At 70.0% G+C, this 25067-nt stretch carries 23 protein-coding genes and 1 pseudogene; 9 read left to right on the forward strand and 15 right to left on the reverse strand.

The window, feature by feature from the left end; translation table 11 throughout:
- Window positions 1-70 precede the first annotated feature (70 nt).
- On the forward strand, window positions 71-1483 hold the full coding sequence (locus E4N62_RS37770; protein ID WP_230221871.1) for a trehalose-6-phosphate synthase: 1413 nt from the start codon (window positions 71-73) through the stop codon (window positions 1481-1483).
- A gap of 92 nt (window positions 1484-1575) precedes the next feature.
- On the opposite strand, the pseudogene otsB reads toward E4N62_RS37770, so the two are convergent.
- The 3 genes and pseudogenes from otsB to E4N62_RS37785 all read right to left on the reverse strand — a co-directional run bounded on the left by otsB (window position 1576) and on the right by E4N62_RS37785 (window position 4204).
- Window positions 1576-2449, reverse strand: a pseudogene (gene otsB / locus E4N62_RS37775) (trehalose-phosphatase).
- A gap of 17 nt (window positions 2450-2466) precedes the next feature.
- A complete protein-coding gene (locus E4N62_RS37780; protein ID WP_184892514.1) occupies window positions 2467-2694 on the reverse strand; it encodes a DUF3263 domain-containing protein in 228 nt (75 codons plus the stop codon).
- A gap of 286 nt (window positions 2695-2980) precedes the next feature.
- Window positions 2981-4204: an extracellular solute-binding protein gene (locus tag E4N62_RS37785; RefSeq protein WP_230222085.1), complete on the reverse strand. Its 1224-nt coding sequence runs from the start codon at window positions 4202-4204 to the stop codon at window positions 2981-2983.
- Between the two features lie 261 nt (window positions 4205-4465).
- On the opposite strand from E4N62_RS37785, the gene E4N62_RS37790 reads away from it, so the two are divergent.
- The 4 genes from E4N62_RS37790 to E4N62_RS37805 all read left to right on the forward strand — a co-directional run bounded on the left by E4N62_RS37790 (window position 4466) and on the right by E4N62_RS37805 (window position 8324).
- Window positions 4466-5452 carry an ROK family protein gene (locus E4N62_RS37790; RefSeq protein ID WP_230221873.1) on the forward strand — a complete coding sequence of 329 codons (987 nt, stop codon included), beginning with the start codon at window positions 4466-4468 and terminating at the stop codon, window positions 5450-5452.
- Window positions 5453-5459: 7 nt separating this feature from the next.
- On the forward strand, window positions 5460-6731 hold the full coding sequence (gene nagA / locus E4N62_RS37795) for an N-acetylglucosamine-6-phosphate deacetylase (protein WP_230221875.1): 1272 nt from the start codon (window positions 5460-5462) through the stop codon (window positions 6729-6731).
- Window positions 6732-6894: 163 nt separating this feature from the next.
- Window positions 6895-7827, forward strand: a complete 933-nt coding sequence (locus E4N62_RS37800) for a 1-phosphofructokinase family hexose kinase (RefSeq protein WP_230221877.1) — start codon at window positions 6895-6897, stop codon at window positions 7825-7827.
- Between the two features lie 311 nt (window positions 7828-8138).
- Window positions 8139-8324, forward strand: coding sequence for a hypothetical protein (locus E4N62_RS37805; RefSeq protein ID WP_230221879.1), 186 nt, complete (start codon window positions 8139-8141; stop codon window positions 8322-8324).
- 140 nt (window positions 8325-8464) lie between these two features.
- Here E4N62_RS37805 and E4N62_RS37810 read toward each other — a convergent pair whose 3' ends face one another.
- From E4N62_RS37810 to cdgB, 3 genes are all read right to left on the reverse strand, one after another.
- Window positions 8465-9448, reverse strand: a complete 984-nt coding sequence (locus E4N62_RS37810) for a CBM35 domain-containing protein (RefSeq protein WP_230221881.1) — start codon at window positions 9446-9448, stop codon at window positions 8465-8467.
- Window positions 9445-10908, reverse strand: coding sequence for an RNA-guided endonuclease IscB (iscB, locus tag E4N62_RS37815; RefSeq protein WP_230221883.1), 1464 nt, complete (start codon window positions 10906-10908; stop codon window positions 9445-9447). Before iscB ends, E4N62_RS37810 begins: the two co-directional genes overlap by 4 nt.
- Before the next feature lie 539 nt (window positions 10909-11447).
- Entirely contained in the window at window positions 11448-13196 is a 1749-nt protein-coding gene (cdgB, locus tag E4N62_RS37820) for a diguanylate cyclase CdgB (protein ID WP_230221885.1), read from the reverse strand.
- Between the two features lie 692 nt (window positions 13197-13888).
- Here cdgB and E4N62_RS37825 point away from each other — a divergent pair.
- A complete protein-coding gene (locus E4N62_RS37825; RefSeq protein ID WP_230221887.1) occupies window positions 13889-14401 on the forward strand; it encodes a flavin reductase family protein in 513 nt (170 codons plus the stop codon).
- 15 nt (window positions 14402-14416) lie between these two features.
- On the opposite strand, the gene arfB is transcribed toward E4N62_RS37825, so the two are convergent.
- On the reverse strand, window positions 14417-14845 hold the full coding sequence (gene arfB / locus E4N62_RS37830; protein ID WP_230221889.1) for an alternative ribosome rescue aminoacyl-tRNA hydrolase ArfB: 429 nt from the start codon (window positions 14843-14845) through the stop codon (window positions 14417-14419).
- Between the two features lie 213 nt (window positions 14846-15058).
- Between arfB and E4N62_RS37835 the strand changes: the two genes are divergently transcribed.
- A complete protein-coding gene (locus E4N62_RS37835; protein ID WP_230221891.1) occupies window positions 15059-15634 on the forward strand; it encodes a TerD family protein in 576 nt (191 codons plus the stop codon).
- Between the two features lie 72 nt (window positions 15635-15706).
- Here E4N62_RS37835 and E4N62_RS37840 read toward each other — a convergent pair whose 3' ends face one another.
- Entirely contained in the window at window positions 15707-15970 is a 264-nt protein-coding gene (locus E4N62_RS37840; RefSeq protein ID WP_230221893.1) for a hypothetical protein, read from the reverse strand.
- A 186-nt stretch (window positions 15971-16156) separates the two neighbouring features.
- Here E4N62_RS37840 and E4N62_RS37845 point away from each other — a divergent pair, with 186 nt between their 5' ends.
- On the forward strand, window positions 16157-17230 hold the full coding sequence (locus E4N62_RS37845; protein WP_374117171.1) for a GNAT family N-acetyltransferase: 1074 nt from the start codon (window positions 16157-16159) through the stop codon (window positions 17228-17230).
- Here the strand turns inward: E4N62_RS37845 and E4N62_RS37850 are convergent.
- The 7 genes from E4N62_RS37850 to E4N62_RS37880 all read right to left on the reverse strand — a co-directional run bounded on the left by E4N62_RS37850 (window position 17208) and on the right by E4N62_RS37880 (window position 24537).
- Window positions 17208-18368, reverse strand: a complete 1161-nt coding sequence (locus tag E4N62_RS37850) for an aminotransferase class I/II-fold pyridoxal phosphate-dependent enzyme (RefSeq protein ID WP_230221898.1) — start codon at window positions 18366-18368, stop codon at window positions 17208-17210. The genes E4N62_RS37845 and E4N62_RS37850 overlap by 23 nt on opposite strands.
- Window positions 18365-19819 (reverse strand): MFS transporter, encoded by a 1455-nt coding sequence (locus E4N62_RS37855; RefSeq protein ID WP_230221900.1) that lies wholly within the window; start codon window positions 19817-19819, stop codon window positions 18365-18367. The genes E4N62_RS37850 and E4N62_RS37855 overlap by 4 nt, the downstream gene beginning before the upstream one ends.
- A gap of 98 nt (window positions 19820-19917) precedes the next feature.
- Window positions 19918-20667, reverse strand: a complete 750-nt coding sequence (locus E4N62_RS37860; protein ID WP_230221903.1) for an SDR family NAD(P)-dependent oxidoreductase — start codon at window positions 20665-20667, stop codon at window positions 19918-19920.
- A gap of 14 nt (window positions 20668-20681) precedes the next feature.
- On the reverse strand, window positions 20682-21452 hold the full coding sequence (locus E4N62_RS37865; RefSeq protein WP_230221905.1) for an SDR family oxidoreductase: 771 nt from the start codon (window positions 21450-21452) through the stop codon (window positions 20682-20684).
- 20 nt (window positions 21453-21472) lie between these two features.
- Window positions 21473-22150 (reverse strand): cupin domain-containing protein, encoded by a 678-nt coding sequence (locus tag E4N62_RS37870; RefSeq protein WP_230221907.1) that lies wholly within the window; start codon window positions 22148-22150, stop codon window positions 21473-21475.
- The gene (locus E4N62_RS37875; RefSeq protein ID WP_230221909.1) at window positions 22147-22773 is read right to left on the reverse strand and encodes a prephenate dehydratase domain-containing protein; all 627 of its coding nucleotides are present in this window, start codon (window positions 22771-22773) and stop codon (window positions 22147-22149) included. The genes E4N62_RS37870 and E4N62_RS37875 overlap by 4 nt, the downstream gene beginning before the upstream one ends.
- Before the next feature lie 270 nt (window positions 22774-23043).
- On the reverse strand, window positions 23044-24537 hold the full coding sequence (locus E4N62_RS37880; protein WP_268270275.1) for a M1 family metallopeptidase: 1494 nt from the start codon (window positions 24535-24537) through the stop codon (window positions 23044-23046).
- Between the two features lie 7 nt (window positions 24538-24544).
- On the opposite strand from E4N62_RS37880, the gene E4N62_RS37885 reads away from it, so the two are divergent.
- Window positions 24545-25045 carry a hypothetical protein gene (locus E4N62_RS37885; protein WP_230221913.1) on the forward strand — a complete coding sequence of 167 codons (501 nt, stop codon included), beginning with the start codon at window positions 24545-24547 and terminating at the stop codon, window positions 25043-25045.
- Window positions 25046-25067: the final 22 nt, after the last annotated feature.

Here is a 25067-nt window from a genome sequence, read left to right on the forward strand (position 1 = left end):
CCCCATAGGCACCCCGTAGACGGCCGAACCGTACGTTTGACCGGCGAACCCAGGGGCTAGGTTGAGCCGTATGGCATCGACGCACAGCGCGCGGATCCTCGTCGCCTCCAACCGTGGCCCCATCACGTACACCGAGGACGAATCCGGCGCCCTCACAGCGAAGCGCGGCGGCGGCGGCCTCGTCTCCGGCCTCTCCGCGATCGACCCGGACGCGGGCGCCGTCTGGGTGTGCTCCGCCCTCGGCGACGGCGACCGCGAGGCCGTACGCCGCGGTGTCGGCGAGCCCGGCGTCCGCATGCTCGACATCCCCGCCGACGTGCACCACGACGCGTACAACGGCGTCGCCAACTCCACGCTGTGGTTCGTGCACCACATGCTGTACCAGACCCCGCTGGAGCCGTCCTTCGACGCGGAGTTCCGGCGCCAGTGGGCGTCGTACGAGACGTACAACCGTGCCTTCGCCGAGGCGCTCGCCCAGGAGGCGGCGGACGGCGCGTCCGTGCTCGTGCAGGACTACCACCTCACCCTGGTCCCCCGGATGCTCCGCGAGCTCCGCCCCGACCTGCGGATCGGCCACTTCTCCCACACCCCGTGGGCGCCCGTCGAGTACTTCCGGCTGCTGCCCGACGACATCGCCGCCCAGGTGCTCGACGGCATCCTCGGCGCCGACCGGGCCGCGTTCCTCACCCGGCGGTGGGCCGACGCGTTCACCGAGTGCGCTCGCGCCGTCCTCGGCCCCGACGCCCCGTCCGGCACCCGGATCGGCGTGCACGGCCTGGGCGCCGACGCGGACTTCCTGCGGGCCCGCGCCCACCAGGCGGACGTCGACGACCGCATCGCCACGCTGCGGAAGCAGATCGGTACGGCCCCCGACGGCTCCCCGCGCCGTACGGTCGTCCGCGTCGACCGTACGGAACTCTCCAAGAACATCGTGCGCGGCCTGCACGCCTTCCGGCAGCTTCTCGACGAGCGGCCGGACTGGCGCGAGCGCGTCGTGCACATCGCCCTCGCCTACCCGTCGCGGCAGGACCTCGCGGTGTACCGGGACTACATGACCGAGGTCCAGCGGGTCGCGGACGACATCAACGAGCGGTACGGGACACCGGACTGGACCCCGGTCGTCCTCCACCTGAAGGACGACTTCGCGCGCTCCCTCGCGGCGTACCGGCTCGCCGACGTGGCCCTGGTCAACCCCATCCGGGACGGCATGAACCTCGTCGCCAAGGAGGTGCCGGTCGTCTCCGACGAGGGGTGCGCGCTCGTGCTGTCACGGGAGGCCGGGGCGTACGAGGAGCTGGGGGACGACGCGCTGGTGGTGAACCCCTACGACGTGGTGGGCACGGCCGCCGCCCTGCACGAGGCGTTGAGCATGCCGAGGGCCGAGCGGGCGGAGCGGACGAAGCGGCTCGCCGGGGCGGCGACCGCGTTGCCGCCGACGCGGTGGTTCCTGGATCAGTTGGGGGCGTTGGAGGGCGGCCAGTAGCTCGGGGGGCCGGGTGCGTTGGCGGGTGCGGGTGATTCGTGGTTGCTCGCGCAGTACCCCGCACCCCTGAAAAGCACCGGGTCCCCCTCTCGCTACACGTGCTCGGCGATCGTTGCCAGCAGGTGGACGACGCCCGCGGGGCCGTCCACCACCAGGTCCGCGCGCTCCGACAGCTCGCTCACCTCCGCGCTGCCGCTGCACACCAGCAGGCCCGGCGTGCCCTCGGTGCGGAGTTTCTCGACGGTGGCGAAGGCGGGGAGGTCGCCGAGGTCGTCGCCGGCGTAGAGGACGGACTCGGCGGCGGTCTCCTTGAGGTACTCGTGGAGGGCGACGCCCTTGTCCATGCCCGGGGGGCGCAGTTCGAGGACGAGGCGGCCGGGTTCGACGATGAGGCCGTGCCGGCCGGCGAGGTCGGCCAGCGGGGCGCGCAGGGCCTCGAAGGCGGCCTGCGGGTCGGTGGCACGGCGTGTGTGGACGGCGACCGCGCGGCCCTTCTCCTCGATCCAGGTGCCCTGCCACGCGCCGACGCCGTCCAGCAGCCCGGGGAGCTCCGCGCGGACCGCGGCGACACCGGGGTGCGGGGCGGGGGCGCTGACGGTGCCGGTGACGGCGTCCCAGCGTTCGGCGCCGTAGTGGCCGAGGACGACGAGGTGTTCCAGACCGGGGACGTCGGCGAAGCCGCCGTGGCGGACGGCGACGGCGGCGGGGCGACCGGTCACCACGGCGACGGAGGCGACCTTGGGGCGAGTGCGGCGAGCGCGGCCACGGCGTCGGGGTGGGCGCGGGCCTGTTCGGGTCGGGGACGATGGGGGCGAGGGTGCCGTCGAAGTCGAGCGCGATCACCGTACGGTCGGGTCGTCGGAGGATCGCGTCCAGCGCGTCCCGCCCGGCGGGGGTCACGGGTGTCGGCAAGGTGGCCCCGGAGTTCGCACCATGCGTGTTCTCTGCGTCCTTGTGGCTGCCCATGGCTTCGACCCTATCCGTCATCGCTCCTCGCGGCGGGCCTCTCGCACCCTTCGCAGCCGGTTGACGGTGACCGGGTCGTGGGCGAGGGCGCGGGGGTCGTCGAGCAGGGCGTTGAGAAGCTGGTAGTACCGCACGGGGGCGATCCCGAGCCGCTCCCTTATGGCCCGCTCCTTGGCCCCCGGCCCCGCCCACGACTGCCGTTCCACGGCGAGGATGGCCTGTTCACGGGGTTCGAGCGCGTCCATGGGTCGACCGTAGCGGAGGGGGGTGACAGGGCGCGTGCCAGCTCGGGGGTGCGGGTTCGTCGGCGGGTGCGGGTGATTCGTGGTTGCTCGCGCAGTTCCCCGCGCCCCTGAAAAGCAGGGGCTGCGCCCCGTGCTTTTCGGCCCGCAGCCCCGTCGCCTTTCAGGCCCGCAGCCCGCCGTCTTCCAGGTAGGCAGCGCCTGGGTCTTTCAGGGGCGCGGGAACTGCGCGAGAAGCCCCACCGGTAGGCAGCCGCCCACGCACCGAAACCACCCACCCCGTCGCGCCCTAATAACCCTCCCGATCCGCCACCTCCGCCGTCTTCTGCAACTGCTCCAGCACAACCCCCGGCTCAATCCCCGGCCGCACCGCCCGCCCGATCTGCTCCTTGACCGCCGCGCTGACATCCGCCCAGGACGTCTTGCCCACCGGCGGCAGCACCGCGTCCGGCAGCGCGTCGAGGAACGGCCCGAGGTCCGCCTCGTCCTTGTCCGCCGCCATCTCCGCGGACGCGGACACGGTCACCGGCAGCAGGTCGTACTCCCGGGAGAAGTCGAGAACGTTCTCGTCGCTGTAGACGAAGTCGAGGAAGTGCCCGATCTCCTCCCCGTGGCCGTTCTTCTTGAAGGCCATCATCCAGTCGGCCACCCCCATGGTGGCGTGCCGCCCGCCGCCGTACCCCGGCATGGTGGCCGTCCCGTAGTCGACCCCTTCGTCCGCCGCCATCCGCATCAGGCTGGGGTGCCCGTTGAGCATGCCGACCTCCCCCCGCGCGAACGCGGCGAACGCGTCGGCCCGGTTCAGCTCCGCCGGCGCCGTGGGCCCGGTGAGCCCCTGGTCGACCAGCTTCTCCTTCAGCCAGGTGAAGGTCCGGACGTTCTCCTCGGAGTCGAGACGGTAGTTGCCGACGGTGTCGACATAGCCCGCCCCGCCGCTGAACAGCCACTGCATGGTCTCGGCCTGGGCCTCCTCGGGCCCGAGCGGCAGCGCGTAGGGGGTCTTGACCCCGGCCTCGTCGAGGGCCTCGGCGTCGGCCGCCAGCTCGCTCCAGTTGCGCGGGGCGCCGTCGAGGCCCGCCTCGGCGAAGAGCTTCTTGTTGTAGAAGAGGACGCGGGTGGACGCGGCGAACGGCATCCCGTAGGCGACGCGCCGCACCTTGCCCGCGTCGGCGAGCTGGGGCAGGAACCCGGCCTGGACGGGGATGGAGAGCAGGTCGTCCACCTCGTAGAGCCGGTCGGCGGCGGCGTGGTCCGCGTAGGTGCCCGCCTGCGCCATGTCGGGCGCCTCACCGGCTGCGACCATCTCCTTGATCTTGCGGTCGACGTCGTTCCAGGAGTACACGGTGACGTCGACCGTGACGCCCGGGGTCTTCTTCTCGTACGCCTTCACGACCTCGTCCCAGTACTTCCGGGAGCTGTTGGCCCTGGAGTCGCCGTAGTCGGCGGCGACGAGCTTCAGGGTGACGCCGGGGCCGTCGGCCGACGCGGCGCCGCAGCCCGCAAGCGTCGCCATCAGGCCCAGCACGGTCAGTGCCGCCGTCCCGCTGTTCCTGACGCCGGTCTTCGTCCGCCTCTGTCGCTGTCGCACTCGTCCTGCCCCAAACCCGTCGCACGTACCCCGCGTGAACCAGCCTGGGTCACCGGCTCTCCGCTCAAGGCCGTTGATCACTCAACTTCCCGAACCCTCCATAAGGTCTACACCACTCCTCTCATGAGGTCTAGACCATGCGAGTGGACTAGACCTCTCGCGGGTCCAAGGGCCACACTGTCCTCCGTGAGACATGTCATCGCCCTCGATGTGGGCGGCACCGGGATGAAGGCCGCACTGGTCGGGGCCGACAGCGCGGCCTCCGGGGGCGCGCCCCCCGGGGTCCCCGTCCTGCTGCACCAGGCACGCCGGGCGACCGGCCGCGAGCGCGGGCCGGAGGCCGTCGTCGCGTCGATCCTCGACTTCGCCGCCGAGCTGCGCGCATACGGCGAGCGGCACTTCGGCGAGCCCGCCCTCGCCGCCGGCGTCGCCGTGCCCGGCATCGTCGACGCCGAGCGGGGCATCGCCGTCTACGCCGCCAACCTCGGCTGGCGCGACGTCCCGCTGCGCGCGCTCCTCGCCGAACGCCTCGGCGGCGTCCCGGTCGCCCTCGGCCACGACGTGCGCACCGGAGGACTCGCGGAGGGGCGCGTGGGCGCGGGCCGGGGCGCGGACCGCTATCTCTTCGTGGCGCTCGGCACCGGGATCGCCGGCGCGATCGGCGTCGACGGCCGGGTGGAGGCGGGCGCCCACGGCTTCGCGGGCGAGATCGGCCACATCGTCGTACGGCCCGGGGGCATCCCGTGCCCCTGCGGGCAGTACGGCTGCCTGGAGCGGTACGCCTCGGCGGCGGCCGTCAGCCAGGCCTGGGCGGAGGCGTGCGGGGAACCCGAGGCCGACGCGGCGGACTGCGCCAAGGCCGTCGAGTCGGGCGACCCGCGCGCGAGCGCCGTCTGGCAGCACGCCGTCGACGCCCTCGCCGACGGTCTCGTCACCGCCCTCACCCTCCTCGACCCCCGCACCCTCATCATCGGCGGCGGCCTGGCGGAGGCCGGTGACACCCTGTTCGACCCTCTCCGCGCCGCCGTGGAACACCGGGTGACCTTCCAGAAGGTCCCCACCATCGTCCCCGCGGCCCTGGGCGACACCGCGGGCAGCCTGGGCGCCGGCCTGATGGCCTGGGACCTGATCGCCCCCACGACCCCACAACCCCGACGGACCCTTCGGAGGTAACCCCCTGATGGCCCCCGCCTTTTCCGACACCGGGTCCGACACCAGCGCCCCATCAGGGGCGCGGGGCAGCGCTGAACATGCGGCTACCGCCGCGCGGGCGCGACCAGCCCCCACCCAGCCGCAGCCGCCGAACCCTTCCCAGCCCTTCGTCCTGGAAGGCGCCCACGTCGCCCTCCCCACCGGCGTCGTCAAAAACGGCCGTCTCACCATCCACGGCACCAAGATCGCCGCCGGCATCCCCGCGAACGCCCACACCATCGACGTAAGCAACCACTGGGTGGTCCCGGGCTTCGTCGACCTCCACAACCACGGCGGCGGCGGAGCCTCCTTCACCTCCGGCACCGTCGACGACGTGCTCACGGGCATCCGCACCCACCGCCTGCACGGCACCACCACCCTCGTCGCCTCCACGGTCACCAGCGACATGGACGGCCTCGCCCACCGCGCCGGCCTCCTCTCCGAACTCGCCGAACAGGGCGACATCGCCGGCATCCACTTCGAGGGCCCCTTCATCTCCCCCTGCCGCAAGGGCGCGCACTCGGAGGAGCTCCTGCGCGACCCCGACCCGGCGGAGGTCCGCAAGCTGATCGACGCGGCGCGCGGCCGGGCCGCGATGGTCACCCTCGCCACCGAACTCCCCGGCGGCCTCGACTCCGTACGGCTCCTCGCCGAACACGGCGTCATCGCGGCGATCGGGCACACCGACGCGACGTACGAACAGACGGTTCAAGCCATCGACGCGGGCGCGACCGTGGCCACCCACCTCTTCAACGCGATGCCACCGCTCGGCCACCGCGACCCCGGTCCGATCGCCGCGCTCCTGGAGGACGAGCGGATCACCGTCGAGCTGATCAACGACGGCACCCATCTCCACCCCGCCGCCCTCCAGCTGGCGTTCCGTCACGCGGGCGCGGACCGCGTCGCGTTCATCACCGACGCGATGGACGCCGCCGGCTTCGGCGACGGCCGCTACACGCTGGGCCCGCTGGCGGTCGAGGTCGTGGACGGGGTGGCCCGTCTGGTGGAGGGCGGCTCGATCGCGGGCTCGACCCTCACCCAGGACCGCGCCTTCAAACGGGCCGTCACCCTCGATCGCCTCCCCGTCGAGGACGCCGTCGCCGCCCTCTGCTCCAACCCGGCGAAACTCCTCGGCCTCTACGACCGCGTGGGCTCCCTGGACCCCGGCAAGGACGCCGACCTCGTCCTCCTCGACGCACACTTCGACCTCAAGGGGGTCCTGCGCAAGGGCGAGTGGGTGGTCGATCCCCAACTGGGGTGATTCGCCTGGTTGTTGGCATGAAGTGCGGAGTGCGGCGGTTGTCCCGGGGGCTGGGACGACCGCCGCTCTTTTGGCATGATCGAGCCTGCGCAACCGCGTCCGGGCGAGCGCACTCTGTTACTCGGCAGGCGCGCTCACGAGCACCAAAAGGGGGTCGGCCCAGGTGATCCTCACGGTCACACTGAACACCGCTCTCGACCTCACCTACCGTGTACGGGACCTCAGGCCCCACGCCACGCACCGGGTGACCGATGTCATCGAACGGCCCGGCGGCAAGGGCCTGAACGTGGCCCGGGTGCTGGCGGCGCTCGGCCACGAGGTGACCGTCACCGGTTTCGTCGGCGGCGCGACCGGCCGGGCCGTACAGGACCGGCTCACGCACACACCGGGCGTGGTGGACGCGCTGATGCCGGTCGAGGGTGCGACGCGCCGGACGATCGCCGTGGCCGACGCGAGCGGTGACACGACTCAGCTCAACGAACCGGGCCCGCTCGTCTCGCCCGTCGAGTGGTCCGCCTTCCAGGAGGCGTACGTCGATCTGCTGCGCTCCGCCTCGGTGGTGGCCCTGTGCGGCAGTCTGCCGCCGGGGGTGCCGGTGGGGGCGTACGCGGGCCTGGTCCGTACGGCCCGCACGCTGTCCGTGCCGGTTCTGCTGGACACCAGCGGTGAGCCGTTGCGTCGTGGAGTGGCGGCCCGCCCCGACCTGGTGAAGCCGAACACCGACGAACTGGCCGAACTCACCGGCTCCCACGAGCCGTCCCGCGCGACCCGGGACGCCCGCCGCCGCGGCGCGCAGGCGGTCGTCGCCTCCCTCGGCCCCGACGGTCTGCTCGCCCACACCCCCGAGGGCCTCTGGCGGGCCGCCCCGCCCCGCCGTCTGCGCGGCAACCCGACCGGGGCGGGCGACTCGGCGGTGGCGGGCCTCCTGTCGGGCCTGGTCGACCGCCTCTCCTGGCCCGACCGCCTGGCCCGCGCGACGGCCCTGTCGGCCGCGACCGTACTGACCCCGGTGGCGGGCGAGTTCGACCGGGCGGCTTTCGACGACCTTGTGACCAGAGTGACCGTGACGCAAGACCTCCTTCACGAAGCCGGGTGAGCCTGCTGGCACCACAGGAATCCCTGACATTACCTGCTAACGACAAATATGATCTGAATACATCAAGTGAGTTTCGGCCTCATAGAAGGAGACGCAGAGTGCGCAAATCGGTTACCGCAGCCGGGAGCATCGGAGCAGCACTACTCCTCACCGTGAGTATGGCCGGTTCTGCATACGCGGATTCATTCCGCGGATGCAGCACCACGGGCGCCTCCGGCCTATTGGCGATATCAAACTGGAATGACCCTGGCTCCAGGATTAGGATTCACGGCGAGCTCACAGACAGCAAATCAGACGGCCACCACGCTCGCATGCGTCTCCTCACCGAACGGGCAGATGGCTCCATCCACTACTGGCCATGGCGCAAGAACACCAGTGGCGTGGGCACCATCACCTTCGACACTACCGCAGAAGACGATAGAGGGATCTTTGAAGCTGGCGTGGAAGTGGCTCGATTCGAAAAAGATAAGAAGCTTAATTCCTGCATAGACTGGTAGGAGCTTTCTCGTCAGGAGTGTTATCGAGAAACATGGCCTGACGAGATAAGCTCTGCACAAGACTAGCCCCGCACATGACGCATGCGCGGGGCCTCTTTGCAGTCTCGGGGCGAAATCCAAAGATAGCTGCGCCGGAACCGTTAGTTCGTCCAGCCCTTCTTCAGGTACAACTGGTCGAAGTTGACGTCGCAGGAGTTGCCGTCCTCGCAAGAGATCTTGATCTCGTTGCTGCCCTTGTTGAGCTGGATGGACGCGTAGGTGTTCGTCCAGCCCTTCTCGTAGTCGCCCTCGGGGCCCTTGGCGAAGTTGTCCAGGTTGAGCGGGCGGGTCTGGGCCGTGCCGTTGACCGTGAGGGTGGCGTCGGCCTTCTTGCCCGGGACTCCGTAGTTGACGTAGAGCGTGTACTTGCCGCCCGCCGGGACGTCCTCCATCTTCCAGGTGATGGACGAACCCACCGAGTTGAAGTTCCCCACGTAGAACCCGCCCTCCGACTTCGCGCCGGGGACGTCGGAGGCGATGGCCGCGTTGCCGCCGAGGAGGAGGGTCTTGGCCTCGGCCTTGGGGAGTTCGGCGGTCTCGGGCTTCTTGGACTTGCTGGCCGACGGGCTGGGGTCGGCGCTCTCCTGGGTGGTGGGGCCGGTGGAGGCACCGGTGTCGTTGCCCGAGGCGCCGTCGGAGTCGTCGCCGCCGAGCATGGCGACGCTGATGCCGATCACCACGGCGGCCACCACGGCGATCGCGCCGATGAGGAGGCCCTTGGTGTTGGGGCCACGGCCCCGGCCGCCGCCCCCGCCGTTGCCGTACGCCTGCTGACGCGTCGTCTGGGCACCGCCGGAGAAGCTCTCGGGGGCCTGGTAGTGCGCGTTCGGCCGGCCGGGGGCGCCCTGCGGCTGGCCGTAACCCTGCTGCGGGACCTGCCCGTACTGCGCGGTGGCGGCCTGCGGTGCCTGCTGGGTCTGCTGCCCGTACTGGCGTTCGCCGACCGGACGCGCCCGGTTGACCGCGTTCGGGTAGCCGTAGCTCGCGCTGGGCGGCTGGGCTCCTCGGGCCTGCCCGTCGGCGTAGAGGTAGCCGAACGGGTCGTCGTCCTCGGGCGTGCTCGCGCCGTTGTTGCCGGGCGTCATCGGACATCTCCTACCTGACCGCCAGCGGATGCGACTGGGGCCTGTGCGTTCTGTTCTTCTGCGCGAACGGCGTAGCTATAGCCATCCGCCCTCTGGAGCAGGCTCACATGTTGATGGCCGACGCCTTGCACGATGCCGTGTGAGGTGCGGACGTTGAAACGTCCTGACGATCGGACAGCGACCCTGCCCGTGTACGTGCCTGCCTTCTTGCCGACGGGCACGACCGCCCGCACGAGATCGCCCGTCCGGAAGCCGTAATGAGACTTCGTGCGAGGCAGCGCGAGGCGCGGAAAGCCGTGCTTGTCCGTACGGGTCCGTGCGTAGTCACCGCGCCCGGTGGCGACGGCGATCAACACACTCGACGCGTAGCGGACAACGCGACACCTCGGCCCGACCTCGCCGACGGCCAGCCCGTCGAGCGTGTGCGACTTGGCCAGTCCGAACAGATCCCGGTTGTATTTCGTTCTCCCGCCGGACCAGCACGAGACCGGGAGCCCAAGCGTACGAAGCCGCTCAGAAAGCCGATCACGGGTTGCGTTCATCGCTGCCGCGTCCCGCAAAGGGATCTTGGCTTCCCGCCTGAGTTTCGCGACAACCTCGGGGCGGTCCTTCAAGAATTCCTCGATTGGTCGGGACGCTTTGACCTGATTGCAAGGAGCACAGGACAGCGTGAGGTTCGAGACACGGTTTGATCCGCCCCGCGCTCTGGGCTGAACATGCTCGACCTGTAGGGGGACATCACTCTTGCCACAATAGGCGCAACTCCGTCCCCACTTCTCAAGCAGGTAATGACGCAGCTCGTATCCGGCAAGGGTCCCTTGTTGGTATTCGACGCCTTTGAGCTCCCGTCCGGCCGCCATGGCGTGAGTATCGAACGCAACCCGCTCGACGTGGACCTCGGTCAGGGGAGCGAGCCGTGTCAGGCGCTGCACTTGAGACCAAGTCGTGTCAACCCTGTGCTGCAGAGAAGGAGGCAACCAACCCTGAGCGGAGCGACGGTTGTCGAAACGCGGGGCTCGATAGCGTGTGTTGGCCACTCGCCGCCGCCTCCGGTAGCCCGCGCGCCGTTCCATACCCTTCCGGATGGCCGCACCACGGTGTACCAGCTCCACCGCATACAGACCACGTCGAAGAACCATGACTTCACCACTGCTGTCGGACACCCGAGTGATGTCGTCAGTCAGAGCAGTACCCGTGGCCTTCGATCCTGGGTCGATACGCACAGCGACGCCCCCGACTTCCGAGTCCTCCAGGAGACGGTCCTTGACACGGATGGTGAAGGGGGTGTGCCGGGCCACAACCGCCCTTCCCTTCCTCAGGAGTTCACGAGCACGAGCCGGATGGCAGGGCATGAGCGGTCGCCCCTTGCGGTCCAGAACGAACACCCTTGGCGCCCCTGCGCCGGGCGCTGACCGCTCGCCCAGCTCTGGTGGGCCCGGTGCCCTGTCGTGGTGCGTCATCCATTCCCTCGCTGATGGTGCTGCCGTCACCGACAGCGCGTTCTCCCGCGCTCACAGCCAGAGCCTGAGTGCGGTGTGACTCCCGCATGCGAAGGTGATCGCGTCGCGGGTATCCCCTCGCCCATGTTCCGTGCCGACTTCCCTGCCTTGATCAAGACAGGGCCCTGTACCCCGTTTCGTCCCTGCTCCAAGAGGTGTCTGCAGGTACAGGTTCCAGAGCAGGCCGCTGAGGAAGCACGGCCAGGTGGGTCGGCACACCCACACGGAACGTAGCCATCAAGGTCACCCCCTCATCAGCGACGGCTCGGGCTGGTCATTCAGAGCCTCATCCACGGCGTGAGCGAGGCCCGGCCACCTGACCGGGGAGCGAATGACCCCTAGGTCTCCTCAATGCGAGCGAGCCTACCCGCTCGTGATGGTCCAAACGGGTGACTCGGACCTCATCACCTGGCCGGCCCAGCGCCGACCAGGCGCTTTTCGGCCGCCTTCGCGCTCTGACCTGGGCTTTTCTGCCGGTGTCTCCGCTGTCACACCGGGCTCTATCCGGCCCGCCTGTGCTGTCTGGGACGAGATCGTTTCTCGACGTACATCCGCTCGTCAGCTGATTTCAACACCTCGTCCGCCGTCATTCCGCAGTGGGCCCATCCGATGCCGAAACTGGCCCCGACGCGCATCGCCCGGCCGTCCACGCGAATCGGCTGGATGATCTCGTTGCGCAGGCGTACGGCGAGGTCCTGGGCGTCGGCGCGGCCGAGGCCGTCGGCGAGGACGACGAACTCGTCACCGCCGAGCCGGGCCACGGTGTCGCCGTCGCGCACGCCCCGGCTGAGCCGCCGGGCCACCTCGATGAGGACGGCGTCGCCCGCGTTGTGCCCGAACCGGTCGTTGATCGACTTGAACCCGTCGAGGTCGCAGAAGAGCACCGCGAGCCCCTTGGTCCCGTCGTCCCGCTCGTCCTCGGGCGCGACGGCGTGCACATGGTGGTCGAAGGCGTCGTACGGCCCGCCGACCGCGTGGAAGTCGAAGGCGTGCCCGCTGTGTCCGGCGGCCTCGTAGGCGTCGAACGACGGGTGCGGCAGCCGCGCCGTGTGCTCGGCGCCGTACTCCCCGAACCCGCCCCCCTCGCCCTGCTCGCCGAACTGCCCGAAGGCCGCGTTCATGGAGTCGGCCGCCGCGTCGGCCGGGAGGGACTGGGGGCGCTGGCAGATACGGGCGGAGAGGCGCGAGCGCAGCTCGGCGGAGTTCGGCAGGCCCGTGAGGGCGTCGTGCGAGGCCCGGTGCGCGAGCTGGAGCTCACGCCGCTTGCGCTCCTCGATGTCCTCGACGTGGGTGAGCAGGAAGCGGGGCCCGTCGGCGGCGTCCGCGACCACGCTGTTGCGCAGGGACACCCACACGTACGTCCCGTCGCGGCGCCCGAGCCGCAGCTCGGCGCGCCCGCCCTCGGCGGAGGTCCGCAGGAGGGTGCCTATGTCCTCGGGGTGGACGAGGTCGGAGAAGGCGTACCGCCGCATGGCGGAGGCGGGCCGGCCCAGCAGCCGGCACAGGGCGTCGTTGGTCCGCAGGATCCGGCCGTGCTGGTCGCCGCCCATCTCCGCGATGGCCATACCGCTCGGGGCGTACTCGAACGCCTGCCGGAAGGATTCCTCGCTGGCGCGCAGCGCCTGCTGCTCCCTTTCGAGCCTGACCAGTGCGCGCTGCATGTTGGCGCGCAGCCGAGCGTTACTGATCGCGATGGCGGCCTGGAAGGCGTACATCTGGAGCGCTTCGCGTCCCCACGCGCCCGGTCGGCGACCGTTTCGCGGTCGGTCCACGGAAATGACCCCGACCAGCTCGCCGCAGGAGGCGCCGCCGGCGCCCGGCGTGTACATCGGCGCGAAGAGGCGGTCGGAGGGGTGCCACTCGTCCTCGAAGCGGGGCGCGGGGCCGTCGGTGTACCACTGGGGGACGTCGTCCTCGTCGAGCACCCAGCCCTCGGTGTGCGGTATGAACCGCAGGTCGCCCCAGGTCTCGCCCATGTTCAGCCGGCGGTCCCAGGAGGCGCGGGAGCCGACGCGGCCGGTGATCAGGGCCTCGGCGGCGCTGTTGCCGGAGAGGGCGGCGACGACCAGGTCGCCGTCGGGGCGGACGAGGTTGACGCAGGCCAGTTCGTAGCCCAGGCCGTTGACCACGCCGTCGGCGACGGTCTGCAGTGTGTCGGCCAGGCTGCGCGCGGTGTTCATGTCCGCCATCACCTGGTGCAGCTGCCGCAGCGTCGTCAGACGGACGTAGGGCTCCGACTCGGTCTCCATTCGCCCTCCCCCCGAGATCTCGTGGCAGCTCCAGGCTCCAGGTACCCTGCGGAACCTGCTCGAGTGCTTAACTCGCGGGCTTACTACCGCTTACAGTTCCCGCTTACAGGTTCCAGCTTCCCCGCCACTGAATCACAGCGCGAAGCCCACTCGGTACACAGGGTCAACAAAATATGGCTCCTGTGACTCAAGTCACAGCGGAACCTGAGCAATTGAGTGGAGTTTATGCGTTTCCCGCATGCGCTTCCTGAACAGGATTCAGAACTCTGTGTAGGCACTGTGAGTGACCTTGACCGCCCGGCTCCGGCGGCTGCCCTAGGGCGTGTTTCGGAAGTCCCTTCGTCGCCCGAAGGGCGGCTCTGCGGCGTCCGGTGCGTGCTCTCGGCGCGCCGGACGAAAGGCCTCGTACTGGGTGTACTTCGCCTTTCGTCCGGTGCGGCGGTGGGGGTACCTCCCGGTCGAGCGCCAGCCGAGACTGGGGGAGCGTGCCGGGCGTCGCAGAGCAGAAGGGACTTCCGAAACACGCCCTAGGTCGCAGGTCCGGGGCGGGGTGGGGCCTCTGCCCGATGCGGGAGGCCCTCGCCGCGGGCTAGCGTGCGAGCGTGTCGAAGACAGTTCCTCTCGCAAACGCGCCCGTGGCCCAGCGCACCCCGGCCGCCCCCGGTTCCCTCCCCGGCGGGCATGCTGAGAGGGTGAGCGAAGACGAGTTCCGTGCCGCGATGTCCCGACTGGCGGCGGGTGTGGTCCTGGTGACCGCGCACGAGGCGGCGCTGGATCCGGACGGGCCGCGCGGCGAGGACGTGGGCATGACGGCCACCTCCTTCATGTCCGTCTCCCTCGACCCGCCCCTCGTCCTGGTGGGCCTGCGCGAGGGCTCCCGCATGGACGACCTGCTCGCCGAGCAGCCCCGGTGGGCGGTCTCCGTCCTCTCCGACCACCAGCACACCGTCGCGGCACGCTTCGCCATGCGAAACCGCGTGAGCGACCGCCTTCTCTTCGACTCCGTCCCCCACACCCGGGGCGAGGCCACCGGCGCGCCCCTGCTCGACGGCGCCCTGGCCACCCTGGAGTGCCACACGGAACAGCGCGTCACCGCGGGCGACCACACCCTGGTCATCGGCAGAGTCCTGACCGCGACCCTCCCGGGCCCGGACACAGGCCCGCTCACCTACTTCCGCGGCCGCTACCGGCAACTGTCCCAGTAGGCCGGGCCCCGGCCCTCAGCCCCAGCCCTGCCCCGACCGGCCCCGCTTCGTGTCCGAGCGCTGCTTCTTCTCCCGCAGCCGCCGCTCGTTGATCCCGCGCGGGATACGGGTGGCCCGGCGCGGCTTGGGCGGCGGCGCCGTCGCCTCCGCGAGCAGTGCGGCCAGCCGTACGGCGGCGGTCTCCCGGTTGCGCCACTGCGAACGGTGCTCGGAGGAGCGGACGCTGACCACCCCGTCGACGAGCCGCGACGCGAGCCGGTCCAGCGCCCGCGCCTTCCACACCTCGGGCAGCGCCTCGGTGTTCGCGAGGTCGAACCGCAGCTCGACCTGCGAGTCACTGGTGTTGACGTGCTGTCCGCCGGGACCGGAGGAGCGGGAGAAGCGCCACATGAGCTCGGCCTCGGGAAGCGAGACGGAGCCACGGATGACGTAAGGACCGGACATGCCCCCATGGTCGCGCGGATGTCCGGTCCACGTCACGCCCTTTTCACGGCACCCGGGTTCCTCGTGTTCCGGTTCCACGGGTTCCACGGGTAAAGAAAGTAAAAACCGCTGGAACCTCTGGCGCCCCTCCCGACGTTCATAGAGGTACAGGTAGCTTCGTCCCCGGCACGAAGCCCGTAAGGCACGTACGCAACGAGGGAAGGACTCCCAACCATGGCTGTAAGCCTGTCCAAGGGTGGCAACGTCTCGCTCACCAAGGAGGCTCCGGGCCTGACCGCCGTCACCGTGGGCCTCGGCTGGGACGTCCGCACCACCACCGGCACGGACTTCGACCTCGACGCCTCCGCGATCGCGGTCAACACGCAGGGCAAGGTCTACTCGGACGGCCACTTCGTCTTCTTCAACAACAAGCAGACCCCGGACCAGACGATCGTCCACACCGGCGACAACCGCACGGGCGAAGGCGCGGGCGACGACGAGGCGATCAACGTCAACCTCGCGGGCCTCCCCGCCGACATCGACAAGATCGTCTTCCCGGTCTCCATCTACGACGCGGAGAACCGCTCGCAGAACTTCGGCCAGGTCCGCAACGCCTACATCCGTATCGTCAACCAGGCCGGCGGCGCCGAGATCGCCCGCTACGACCTCTCCGAGGACGCCGCCACCGAGACCGCCATGGTCTTCGGCGAGCTGTACCGCAACGGCGCGGAGTGGAAGTTCCGCGCGGTCGGCCAGGGCTACGCCTCGGGCCTCGTCGGCATCGCCCAGGACTTCGGCGTCAACGTCTGAGTTCCGCACCACCGCACTACCGCTTCACGCTTCACCGAAGGCCCCGCCGGCGCACGGCGGGGCCTTCGGCCGTCATACACGCCAGCCGGCGCAGTACCGGATGTGCAGCGAGGCGGGGACACGCCGCCGGTTCCGTATCCGGGACCAGGCCCCGGGTCGAGTTCGACGCAGAAGTGCCCGGCGTCCGGGTGCCGGTTGCGGGAACGACGGTGCCTCGTCGACGAGACCCCGCAGCGCGGTACCGCGCTCGCGGAACGCGGTGGGGCTGCCCACGACGAACAGGGTGTGCGCCGCGATGCCGAAGGCGAGCTGGTCGCGGTACGAACGGTGGTGCAAGGTGGTGGTCGTCGCGCAGCGCCAGTCGTGCCGCCGACGGGGTCGGCCGGATCACCCGGAACTCGTCACCGCCCAGCCGCGCCTTGTGCACACACACGCGCTGTTCCACACGCCCCTCCGCTCCTTCGTATCCGGAGGAACTGTAGGTCCACCGACAGGTCCCCTGATCGATAACGTGCGGGCATGCTGCTGCTCGAACCGCTCCGCACAGCCGAGGACGGAACCATCCCCGGCCCCCTCCTCACCGAACTCACCGCCCTGCACGCCTCCAACCGCGACTTCTACGCCCTGAGCGGTGACTTCCCGGACGCGAACGACATCCGTCCCGAACAGGTGGCCGCGGCGCTGGCGATGGAGCTGGCCAACCCGGACGTGGAGATCCTGCTCGCGAGGCAGGGCACGGAGGACGGGGACGGCCCCGCTCCCCGGCGGCTCGTCGGGGTCGCCATCACCCTCGCGCGGCACCCCGATCCCGCCGACCCCGACCCGTGGATCGGGTTGCTGCTCGTCGACGGGTCGACCCAACGCCGGGGGTACGGAGGCCAGTTGGCGGCCCTCGTCGAGGAACGGTTCCGGCGGGCGGGGCGTGCCGCCGTCCGGCTGGCGGCGCTCGACAACAACCCCGGCGCCCTGTCCTTCTGGACCTCCCTCGGCTACGAGTTCGTCGAACACCGCCGGGACCGCCAACTGGGGCGCCCCTGCACGGTGTTGCGCAAGGCGCTGAGCGAACCGTCGAGCGAGCCGCCGCGCAGATCGCGCCGGGCCGCGCGGATCGCCGTACTCGATCCGGAGGGTGCCGTCTTCCTCTTCCGGTACGTCGACGACGAGACGGGCCCGCACTGGGCCCTGCCCGGCGGCGGTCTGGAGGAGGGCGAGTCACCGCGCGAGGGTGCCCTGCGGGAACTGCGCGAGGAGACGGGCTGGACGGACGTGGAGCCGGGCGCCTTCCTCTGCTCCTGGGAGCACGACTTCACCCGCGCCGGCATCCCCGTCCGCCAGTACGACGACATCTACGTGGCCCGGGGCCCCCGCCGCGAGCCGGCCGGCGGCCTCCTCACCACCACCCGCGCCGAGGAGGGCATCCTGACCTGGCGCTGGTGGACCCCCGCGGACCTGGCCGACCCGGCGGCCGAGCCCGTCTGGCCGCCGGAACTGCCCCGGCTGCTGGCGGAGCTCGGGACGGCCGCCGACACCGGGGGCCCCGACGCAGGGGACCGTCGGCCGGCGCCGGCCGACGTCAGCGGAACCGGGCCAGCCTGACGACCGCTTCGCGGAGCCGTTCCTCCGGGGCCAGCAGACTCACCCGTACGTATCCCTCGCCGTGCTCCCCGAACCAGCGGCCCGGCGACACGGCCACCCCGGCCCGGTCGAGCAGCGCGTCGGCGAAGGCGACGGAGGGCTCGTCGGCCGGTGTCGGCAGCCAGGCGAAGACGGACCGGGGGACGTCGAGGTCCCATCCCGCCTCCCGTACACCGGACACGAAGACGTCGCGTCGGCGTTCGTAGATCTTCGAGAGGTCGTGGACACAGTCCTGGGGCCCGGTCAGGGCCGTGATCGCCGCGCGTTGGATGAAGGGCGGGAGCGAGACGAAGTAGTGCTCCTGGAGGAGGTCGATCGCGGCGACGACGGCGCGGTTGCCGACGACGGCGCCGACCCGCCAGCCCGCCATGTTGTACATCTTCGACAGCGAGATGAACTCGACGCCCACCTCCTTCGCCCCGTCCGCCCGCAGGAACGACACCGGGGCCTCGCCGTCGAAGCTCAGGGCACCGTAGGCGAAGTCGGAGGCCACGAGCACGCCGTGCCGGTCCGCGAACCGGACCGTGTCGGCGTAGAACTCCGGCGGTGCCGTCACCGAGGCGGGGTTGTTGGGATAGTTGAGGAACATCAGCCGGGCCCGCTCGCGTGTCGCCCGGTCGAGGGCCGTGTAGTCGGGCAGGAAGCCGTTCTCCCGGCGGAGCGGCAGGGGGTGCATCCGGGCCCCGGCGAGGGCGACACCGGCCCAGTAGTCCGGGAAGGCCGGGTCCGGCATCAGACACACGTCGCCCGGGTCCAGGAAGCACTGGCTCAGCTCCACCAGTCCGGCCTTGGCGCCGAACAGGATCGCGACCTCGGTCTCCGGGTCCAGCTCGACCCGGTGGTTCGTGGCGTACCACCGGGCGATGGCGGCCTTGAGTTCGAGGAGGCCCGAGAAGGAGCCGTACCGGTGGGTGGCGGGATCGAGGACCTCGGTGCGCAGCGACTCGACGATGTGCGGGGGCGTGGGCAGATCGGGGTTTCCCTGGCAGAGGTTGACGACGTCCTCGCCCGACCGCACGAGCCGGTCGATCCTGGCCACGGTCGACGCGAACGAGTTCCTGGGCAGGTCCCGGAGCCGGTGGGCGGACTCGATCCTCATGGCCGGTCCTCACGGTCGGCGGTCGCTTCCGGACGGCGGTCCTCGGTCACTGCCACGCGACGGTCCTCGGTCACTGCCACACGGCTGCCCTCGGTCACTGCCACACGGCTGCCCTCGGTGACGGGCTCGGCTCCGGGCTCGGTTCCGGGCTCGGGCCGGTCGGTTCCGGTGGGGGCTTCGGTGTCCCGACCGCGCGCCCACTGGCTCAGGCCGCAGGCGGCGAGTGTGATGCCCGCGCAGACGAAGCCGACGGCGGAGAAGCCGTACTCGGTGAACAGCGGGCCGAGCAGGGCGGCGCCCAGGGCCACCGCCAGGTTGGTCGCGAGGGTGTAGAAGGCGAGGATGGTCCCTCGGTGGGCCGGCGAGCACTCACTCAGCAGGGTGCTCAGCAGGGTGACGACCAGGCTCTGCATCGCTCCCCACAGGAAGAGGCAGAGCACCAGCAGCGGGGTGAGATGGTCGACCAGCGGGATCACGGCCAGCGCCGGGACCAGGCCGGCCAGCAGCCCGACGAGCACGCGCTCCTTGCCGAGGTCGTCGGCCCACTTCCCGGTGACGAAGCTCGTCGCGAAGCCGAGGCCGTACAGCAGGATCATCAGAGAGGTCGAGGAGCTCTCGTCGCCGAACCGGTACTGCAGCGCGCTGCCGAGGTACGTGTACATGCCGTAGAAGCCGAGCATGTTCAGGAACGTCGCCAGGACGTACACCAGCACCTTCGGGGCGCGGAAGGCCTGGACGACCGAGCGGCTCCAGCCGCCGTCGCCCTGCGGCGCAGCTGTTCCCACGGCGTCGTCCGTCCGCACGGCGCCGTCCGATGTCCGCGTGGCGTCGTCCGGTGTGCCCTGCGGGTCGGCGGGCTCGGGGCGGGCGCGTCCGCCGGCCCGGAACAGCACGCCGATCACGAGGACGCCCAGCACGCAGAGCAGCCCGAAGGTCCACCGCCAGCCGACCCGCTGTCCGACGAAGTCCCCCGTGGGCACGCCCAGGACGAGGGAGAGCGACCAGCTCGACACGACGATGCCCATGGCCCTGGCCCGGTGCCGGTACGGGATCTGGTCGCCGACGAACGCGTACGCGGTCGGTACGAACGCGCCCGTGGCCAGACCGGCCAGCGCCCGCCCGGCGAACAACACGCCCAGGGAACCGGCGGACGCGCACAGCAGCGTGCCCAGGACGAACACCGTCATCCCGGTCACCAGTCCGACCCGCCGGGACACCCGGTCCCCGAGCGGGGCGAAGATCAGGGCGCCGATCGCCGTACAGACCCCGTAGACGCTGACCGACAGCCCCATCACGGCGACCGAGGTGTCGAACGACTCCGACATGTCCGGGAGCAGCGGGGAGACCACCAGCTCCTCCGAGCCGACGGCGAAGATCCCCGCCATGAGTGCGAGGACCGTCAGCAGGGGGAACCCCGCCGCGCGCTGCCCGCCGTCCAAGCGATCCGCCACTCCAGCCAACCTTTCCCGCCCACGTGCGCTGTTGCTCACTTGCTCATACTCACTCGCTGTTGCTCATCTGCTTCCCTGTGGCGCTTCCCGCGGCCCGCTCAGACGGCCGTGTAGCCGCCGTCCACGGTGAGCGCGGCGCCGGTGATGAAGGACGACCGGTCCGAGGCGAGGAAGAGGATCGCGTTCGCGACGTCCTCGGGCGTGCCCAGACGGCCGACCGGATTCAGCTTCGCCTTCGCCTCCTTGACGGTGGCGTCGTGACCGATGGACGCGTCCGTCATGGGGGTGTCGATGATGCTGGGACAGACACAGTTGGCCCGGATGCCGTGGCTCGCGTACTCGACGGCCAGGGACTTCGTGAGCATCAGCACGCCGCCCTTGGTGGTGTTGTACGCGGCGATACCGGGCCAGGCCACCAGCCCGCTGACCGAGCAGACGTTCACGATCGCCCCGCTCTGCGCCGCCATCATCGGGCGCAGCGCGTACTTGGAGCACAGGAACATGCTCTTCAGATTGGTGTCGAACAGCCGGTCCCACTCGGACACCGGCATCTCGTGGATCGGGGTGGATATCTCGATGCCGACGTTGTTGACCAGGACGTCCACCCGGCCGGTCCGCTCCGCGGCGACGCCGATCAGGTGCTCGCAGTCCGCCTCGGCGGTCAGGTCCGCCCGGACGAAGACCGCGCGGTGCCCGTCGCTGGTCAGCTTGGCGACGACCTCGGGTCCGTTCGTCCCGTCGACGTCCGCCACGACGACCGTGGCGCCCTGCCGGGCGAACTCCACCGCCGTCCGCTTCCCGATCCCCGACGCGGCACCGGTGACCACGACGACTTTGTCCTCGAACAAGACTCGGTCCCTCCTCACACACTCTTCAACTGGCCGCCGTCGGCCGAGATCTGCTGGCCGGTGATGTAGGACGCCTCATCGGAGGCCAGGAATCCGATGAGGGCCGCGACCTCGTCGGCCTGTCCCGGCCGGTTCATGGGGACCGCCCGTACGAGACGGTCCTCGACCTCGGGCTCCGGGAGACCGCCGTCCCGGCTCAGGTGCCGGACGGCCTGGTCGTAGCGCGGGGTCCGGATGGTCCCGGGGTGCACGCAGTTCACCGTGATGTTGTGCGCGGCGTACTGGCTCGCCAGATATTTCCCGGCGTTCGCCATGGCCGCGTTGACCAGACCGGAGAGGAACATGCCCGGCAGGGGTTCCCTTCCGATGTTGCCGACGACATTGATGATCCTGCCGAATTCGTTTCTCGTCATCACGGGCGCGACGGATCCGATGAGATCCAGATACGGCACGAGTTTCTGATGCATCGCGGCACATACGTCGTCGTTCACCCGCATCCCGTCGAACGGGCCGGGTGCCGGGCCGGGCCCGTTGTTGACCAGGACATCGATCCGGCCGAATCGTTGTTCCACCTTCTCCACGAGTTCGGCACGGAATTTCGGCGAGGTGATGTCACCCGGAACGACATAGGTGTTCCGTTCGACGCCGGATTCTCGCGCCACCTTCTCCAGCGCGTCCCGGCCGCGGGCGCTGAGGACCGTCGTACAGCCCCCGGACAACAGCCGCAGCGCGGTCGCCCGTCCGATACCGCTGCCGGCCCCCAGCACGATCGCTACGCGCGCCACCGATCTCCTCTGCCGTCCGTCTACTTGGGGACCCGGTGGTACCGGGGCGGAATGAAGATGTTCAGGGAGCGCGCCACACCCTCGTGCGGATTCGCGGCACCATGCCCCTCCTGGCTCTCGCAGAAGTAGGTGGCGCCGAAGACGAGTTCGTGGGTCGTCTCCTCCACCGTCATGTCGTAGCGGCCTTCCAGGCAGACCCCGATCTGTTCGTGGGAGTGCTTGTGGTACGGCATCTCACCGCCGCCCGGAATGTCGGCGATCATCAACTCGATCCAGTTCTCCAGAAAGAACGTGACGTCCATTCCGACGAACTTGCGCGACTCGATCGGCCCGAGGAAGTACTCGCTCGGCGCGGTGTAGTTCTCCCCCGGTTTGTAGCGTTTGATGTCGAGCGCGACGGTCTCCTCCGAGGTCGGGTTCACCGCGGAGTGCTCGACATGGGAGGGGGCGATGTACACGTCCTTCTCGGCCCGCATCAGCCTGGTCACCCCGCCGACCGTCATGGAGAGTTCACCCCTGACGACCATCCCCACCTGGGCTTCCCTGTGGGAGTGGGGTGCCACGACGGCACCGGGCGGGAGGTACGACACCAGCACCTCCGTGTCGCCGCGCCGGTAGGACTCCATCCGGATCCCGTTGTCGTGGAACACCACGGCGGAGTCGGGAAAATAGGGGCGCTCATACACGTGCGTGGTCATCGCGGTCCTTCCTTTTCGATTCTTTTCGAGAAGACGGTCCACGTCATGGGGATCGGTGAGAACCGGTAGACGAACTTGAGATTGTGCTGTCTCGCCGCCTGTTCATTGGTGATGGCGATGTTGTAGAGACCGTCGGCCACCTGGCCGGCCGCCTGGCTCGTGGAGGTCGTCGTGACCAGCTTCACGGGCCGGTCGAAGTAGTACTCCAGCAGCGGAATGGGGGCCGGATGGGTCACCACGGTGTCGGTGAAGAGCAGTTCCTCACGAAAGGCGAAGTCGGACCGCGCGGCCAATCCGTATTCCGGTGTACTCCCACGGAACACGATCGACGGCTCCAGCAGCGGATTCATGTAGAAGGCGTTGATACCGGCGTAGGCGTGCGGCACCAGCGCGAGATCGATACGCCCCTCGGTGAGCGCGTCCATGCAGTGCTCGAAGGTCTCTTCAAGAACTATTCCGAAGCGTCCTCGGTCACCGAATAATCGTGTCATCAGCCGGGCCACGTACTCACTGCTGGTCCCCTCGGGACCCAAGGTGCCGAGCTTCAAGGAACGGTGCGATTCGTCCCCCATGAGCGAGATCAGCGCACGTTTCTCGTCACCGGATATGCGGAGCGTCTCCATACCTCACCTTCACCCAGAGCCAGCACAGGAGAGCACACGCAAGCCTCACGAAAAATTGTTTCCACCAGATTCCGTGCACGCAACAACAAGTTGCCCCATCGATCACGCCATCGATTTTCGGCCTGCCCACCGCACATCGCGAGTGAAGCAATTCCGCCACGAATACGCGGCATAGAAACGGACGGGAATCCTCCAGCTCTCACCGCGGTCCCGCCTGACCTCGGCGGAATCGGATCACGCGAAATCCGACGCACGGTCACGGCGATGGGATCAAGCCAGCGGAGGCTTTCCGTCGCCGTACAGCCAGTCGTCCCAGACCGGCGTCAGATCCGCGCCCGGCGCCGCCTCCTCCGCGAACTTCTCCGCATACGCCGTGAAGTCGGCCGTGTCCGCGTTGCCGTGGCGGTGCGCGGCCGCCCAGCCCCGGATCAACTCGAAGAAGGCGTCGTCGCCGACGGCCTCGCGGACCTGGTGCAGGACCATGGCGCCGCGTTCGTACACCGGGCTGTCGGAGATCCGGGCGGCGCTCGGCGGGCGCGCGGGCGGGAAGTCCCAGACGGCCTCGTTCGAGGCGGCGTCCGGGAAGTGGTCGCCCTCGTACAGCGCGTCGAAGACCTCCTGGGCGCTGTCACCGCCGTGGTCCTCTTCCCACAGCCACTCGGCGTACGTCGCGAACCCCTCGTTGAGCCACATGTCCCGCCAGCTCTTCGGGGTGACGGAGTCGCCGTACCACTGGTGGGCCAGTTCATGGACCAGGAGGGGGAGGTCGGGGGCACCGGGAAAGACGGGCCGGTTCTGGGTCTCCAGCGCGTACGCCGAGTCCTCCGGCCTGTCGACGATCGCCCCGGTCGAGGAGAAGGGATACGGACCGAAGTACCTCTCCGCCCATGCGACGACCTCGGGAATCCGCCCGAGCACGGCACGGCTGTCCTCGGCCTGGGAGGGATCGACGGCGACGTACACGGGAAGCCGCCCCGAGCCCTCTCCTTCTCCCCCGCCCGCCGTCGAGCGCCGGATCTCGTACGTGCCGATCGCCAGCGTGGCCACATAGCTCGCCATCGGTTCGGCGGTGCGCCAGGAGAAGGTCGTACGGCCGTCCTCGGTGGACTCGCGCCGCAACTCCCCGTTGGAGACGGCGTGCAGGCCCTCGGGGACGGTGACCGTGAGGTCGTAGGCGGCCTTGTCGGAGGGGTGGTGGTTGCCGGGGAACCAGGTCATCGAGCCCGCCGGCTCGCCGAGCGCGAGGGCGCCGTCGGCGGTGGGCAGCCAGCCCTCGCGGGAGCCGTCGGGATCGGTGAGCGTCTCCGGGGCGCCTGAGTAGCGCACGGTCGTACGGAACGTCTTCCCCTCGTCGAGACCGGCGTCCGCGGGGGTGACGGTCAGCTCCTGCCCGGCCCGCTTCCACCGCGCCGTCACACCGTCGACGGCGACGGACTCGACGTCCAGCCCCTTGAGGTCGAGGTTGAAGGAGGCGAGGTCCCGTGTGGCCCGTGCGGTGATGACGGCGGTGCCGCGCAGCGTGGCGCCCGCCTCGGGGTCGTAGGCGAGGGTGAGGGCGTAGTGGCCGGCGTCGTAGCCGCCGTTGCCGAGCCGGGGAAAGTAGGGGTCCCGGAGACCGGCGGAGCCCGGGGCCGCCCCGGCCCCGCCGCCACCCCCGGTGCACGAAGCAAGAGTCAGAGCCAGCGCGACGGTGAGCAGGGCGGCGGCCGGGACAACCGGTGCGGATCGGGACACGTCGGCGATCCTATGAGGACATGACACCATCGCCTACGTGCTCGACATCGGCTACGCCCTCTCCAACCGCTTCCCGGACCCGCCGCAGACGGACTACCGGCGCGCGGACGTGTACGCGCTGCGGCACGACCTGTTCTGCGGTGATGTGTACCTCGCCGACACCAAGGCGGACCGGGAGCTGTCCACAGCCTGGGGATGGGTGCCGGTGCTGGACTTCGCGTGGGCGCTGTGCGACATCATGGAACAGCTCGACCAGGACCCGGCGGGGTCCCGCGCCTCCCGACCCCAGCACGCGGAACTCGACTTCACCGAGTCCACGGACCGCATGCTCTTCGAGCGCCGCTTCGGGTGGGTGGACGTCGAGGCCGACTGGATGCCGGCGGAGGAGGCCCCGCTCACCTTCTCCCACGCCGAACTCCGCCGCGAGGCCCGCGACTTCCTCCACGACGTCATCGCCGACCTGTGCGATCTGCACGACGCGCTGGCCGAGAATCCGGCGATCTGGACGCTGCAGGCGCGGTTCCCGAGGGTGCCGTAGGGATCAAGGGGCGCGTCGTTCG

This window comes from Streptomyces sp. MNU76 (genome assembly GCF_020982545.1).
Lineage (GTDB): Bacteria > Actinomycetota > Actinomycetes > Streptomycetales > Streptomycetaceae > Streptomyces.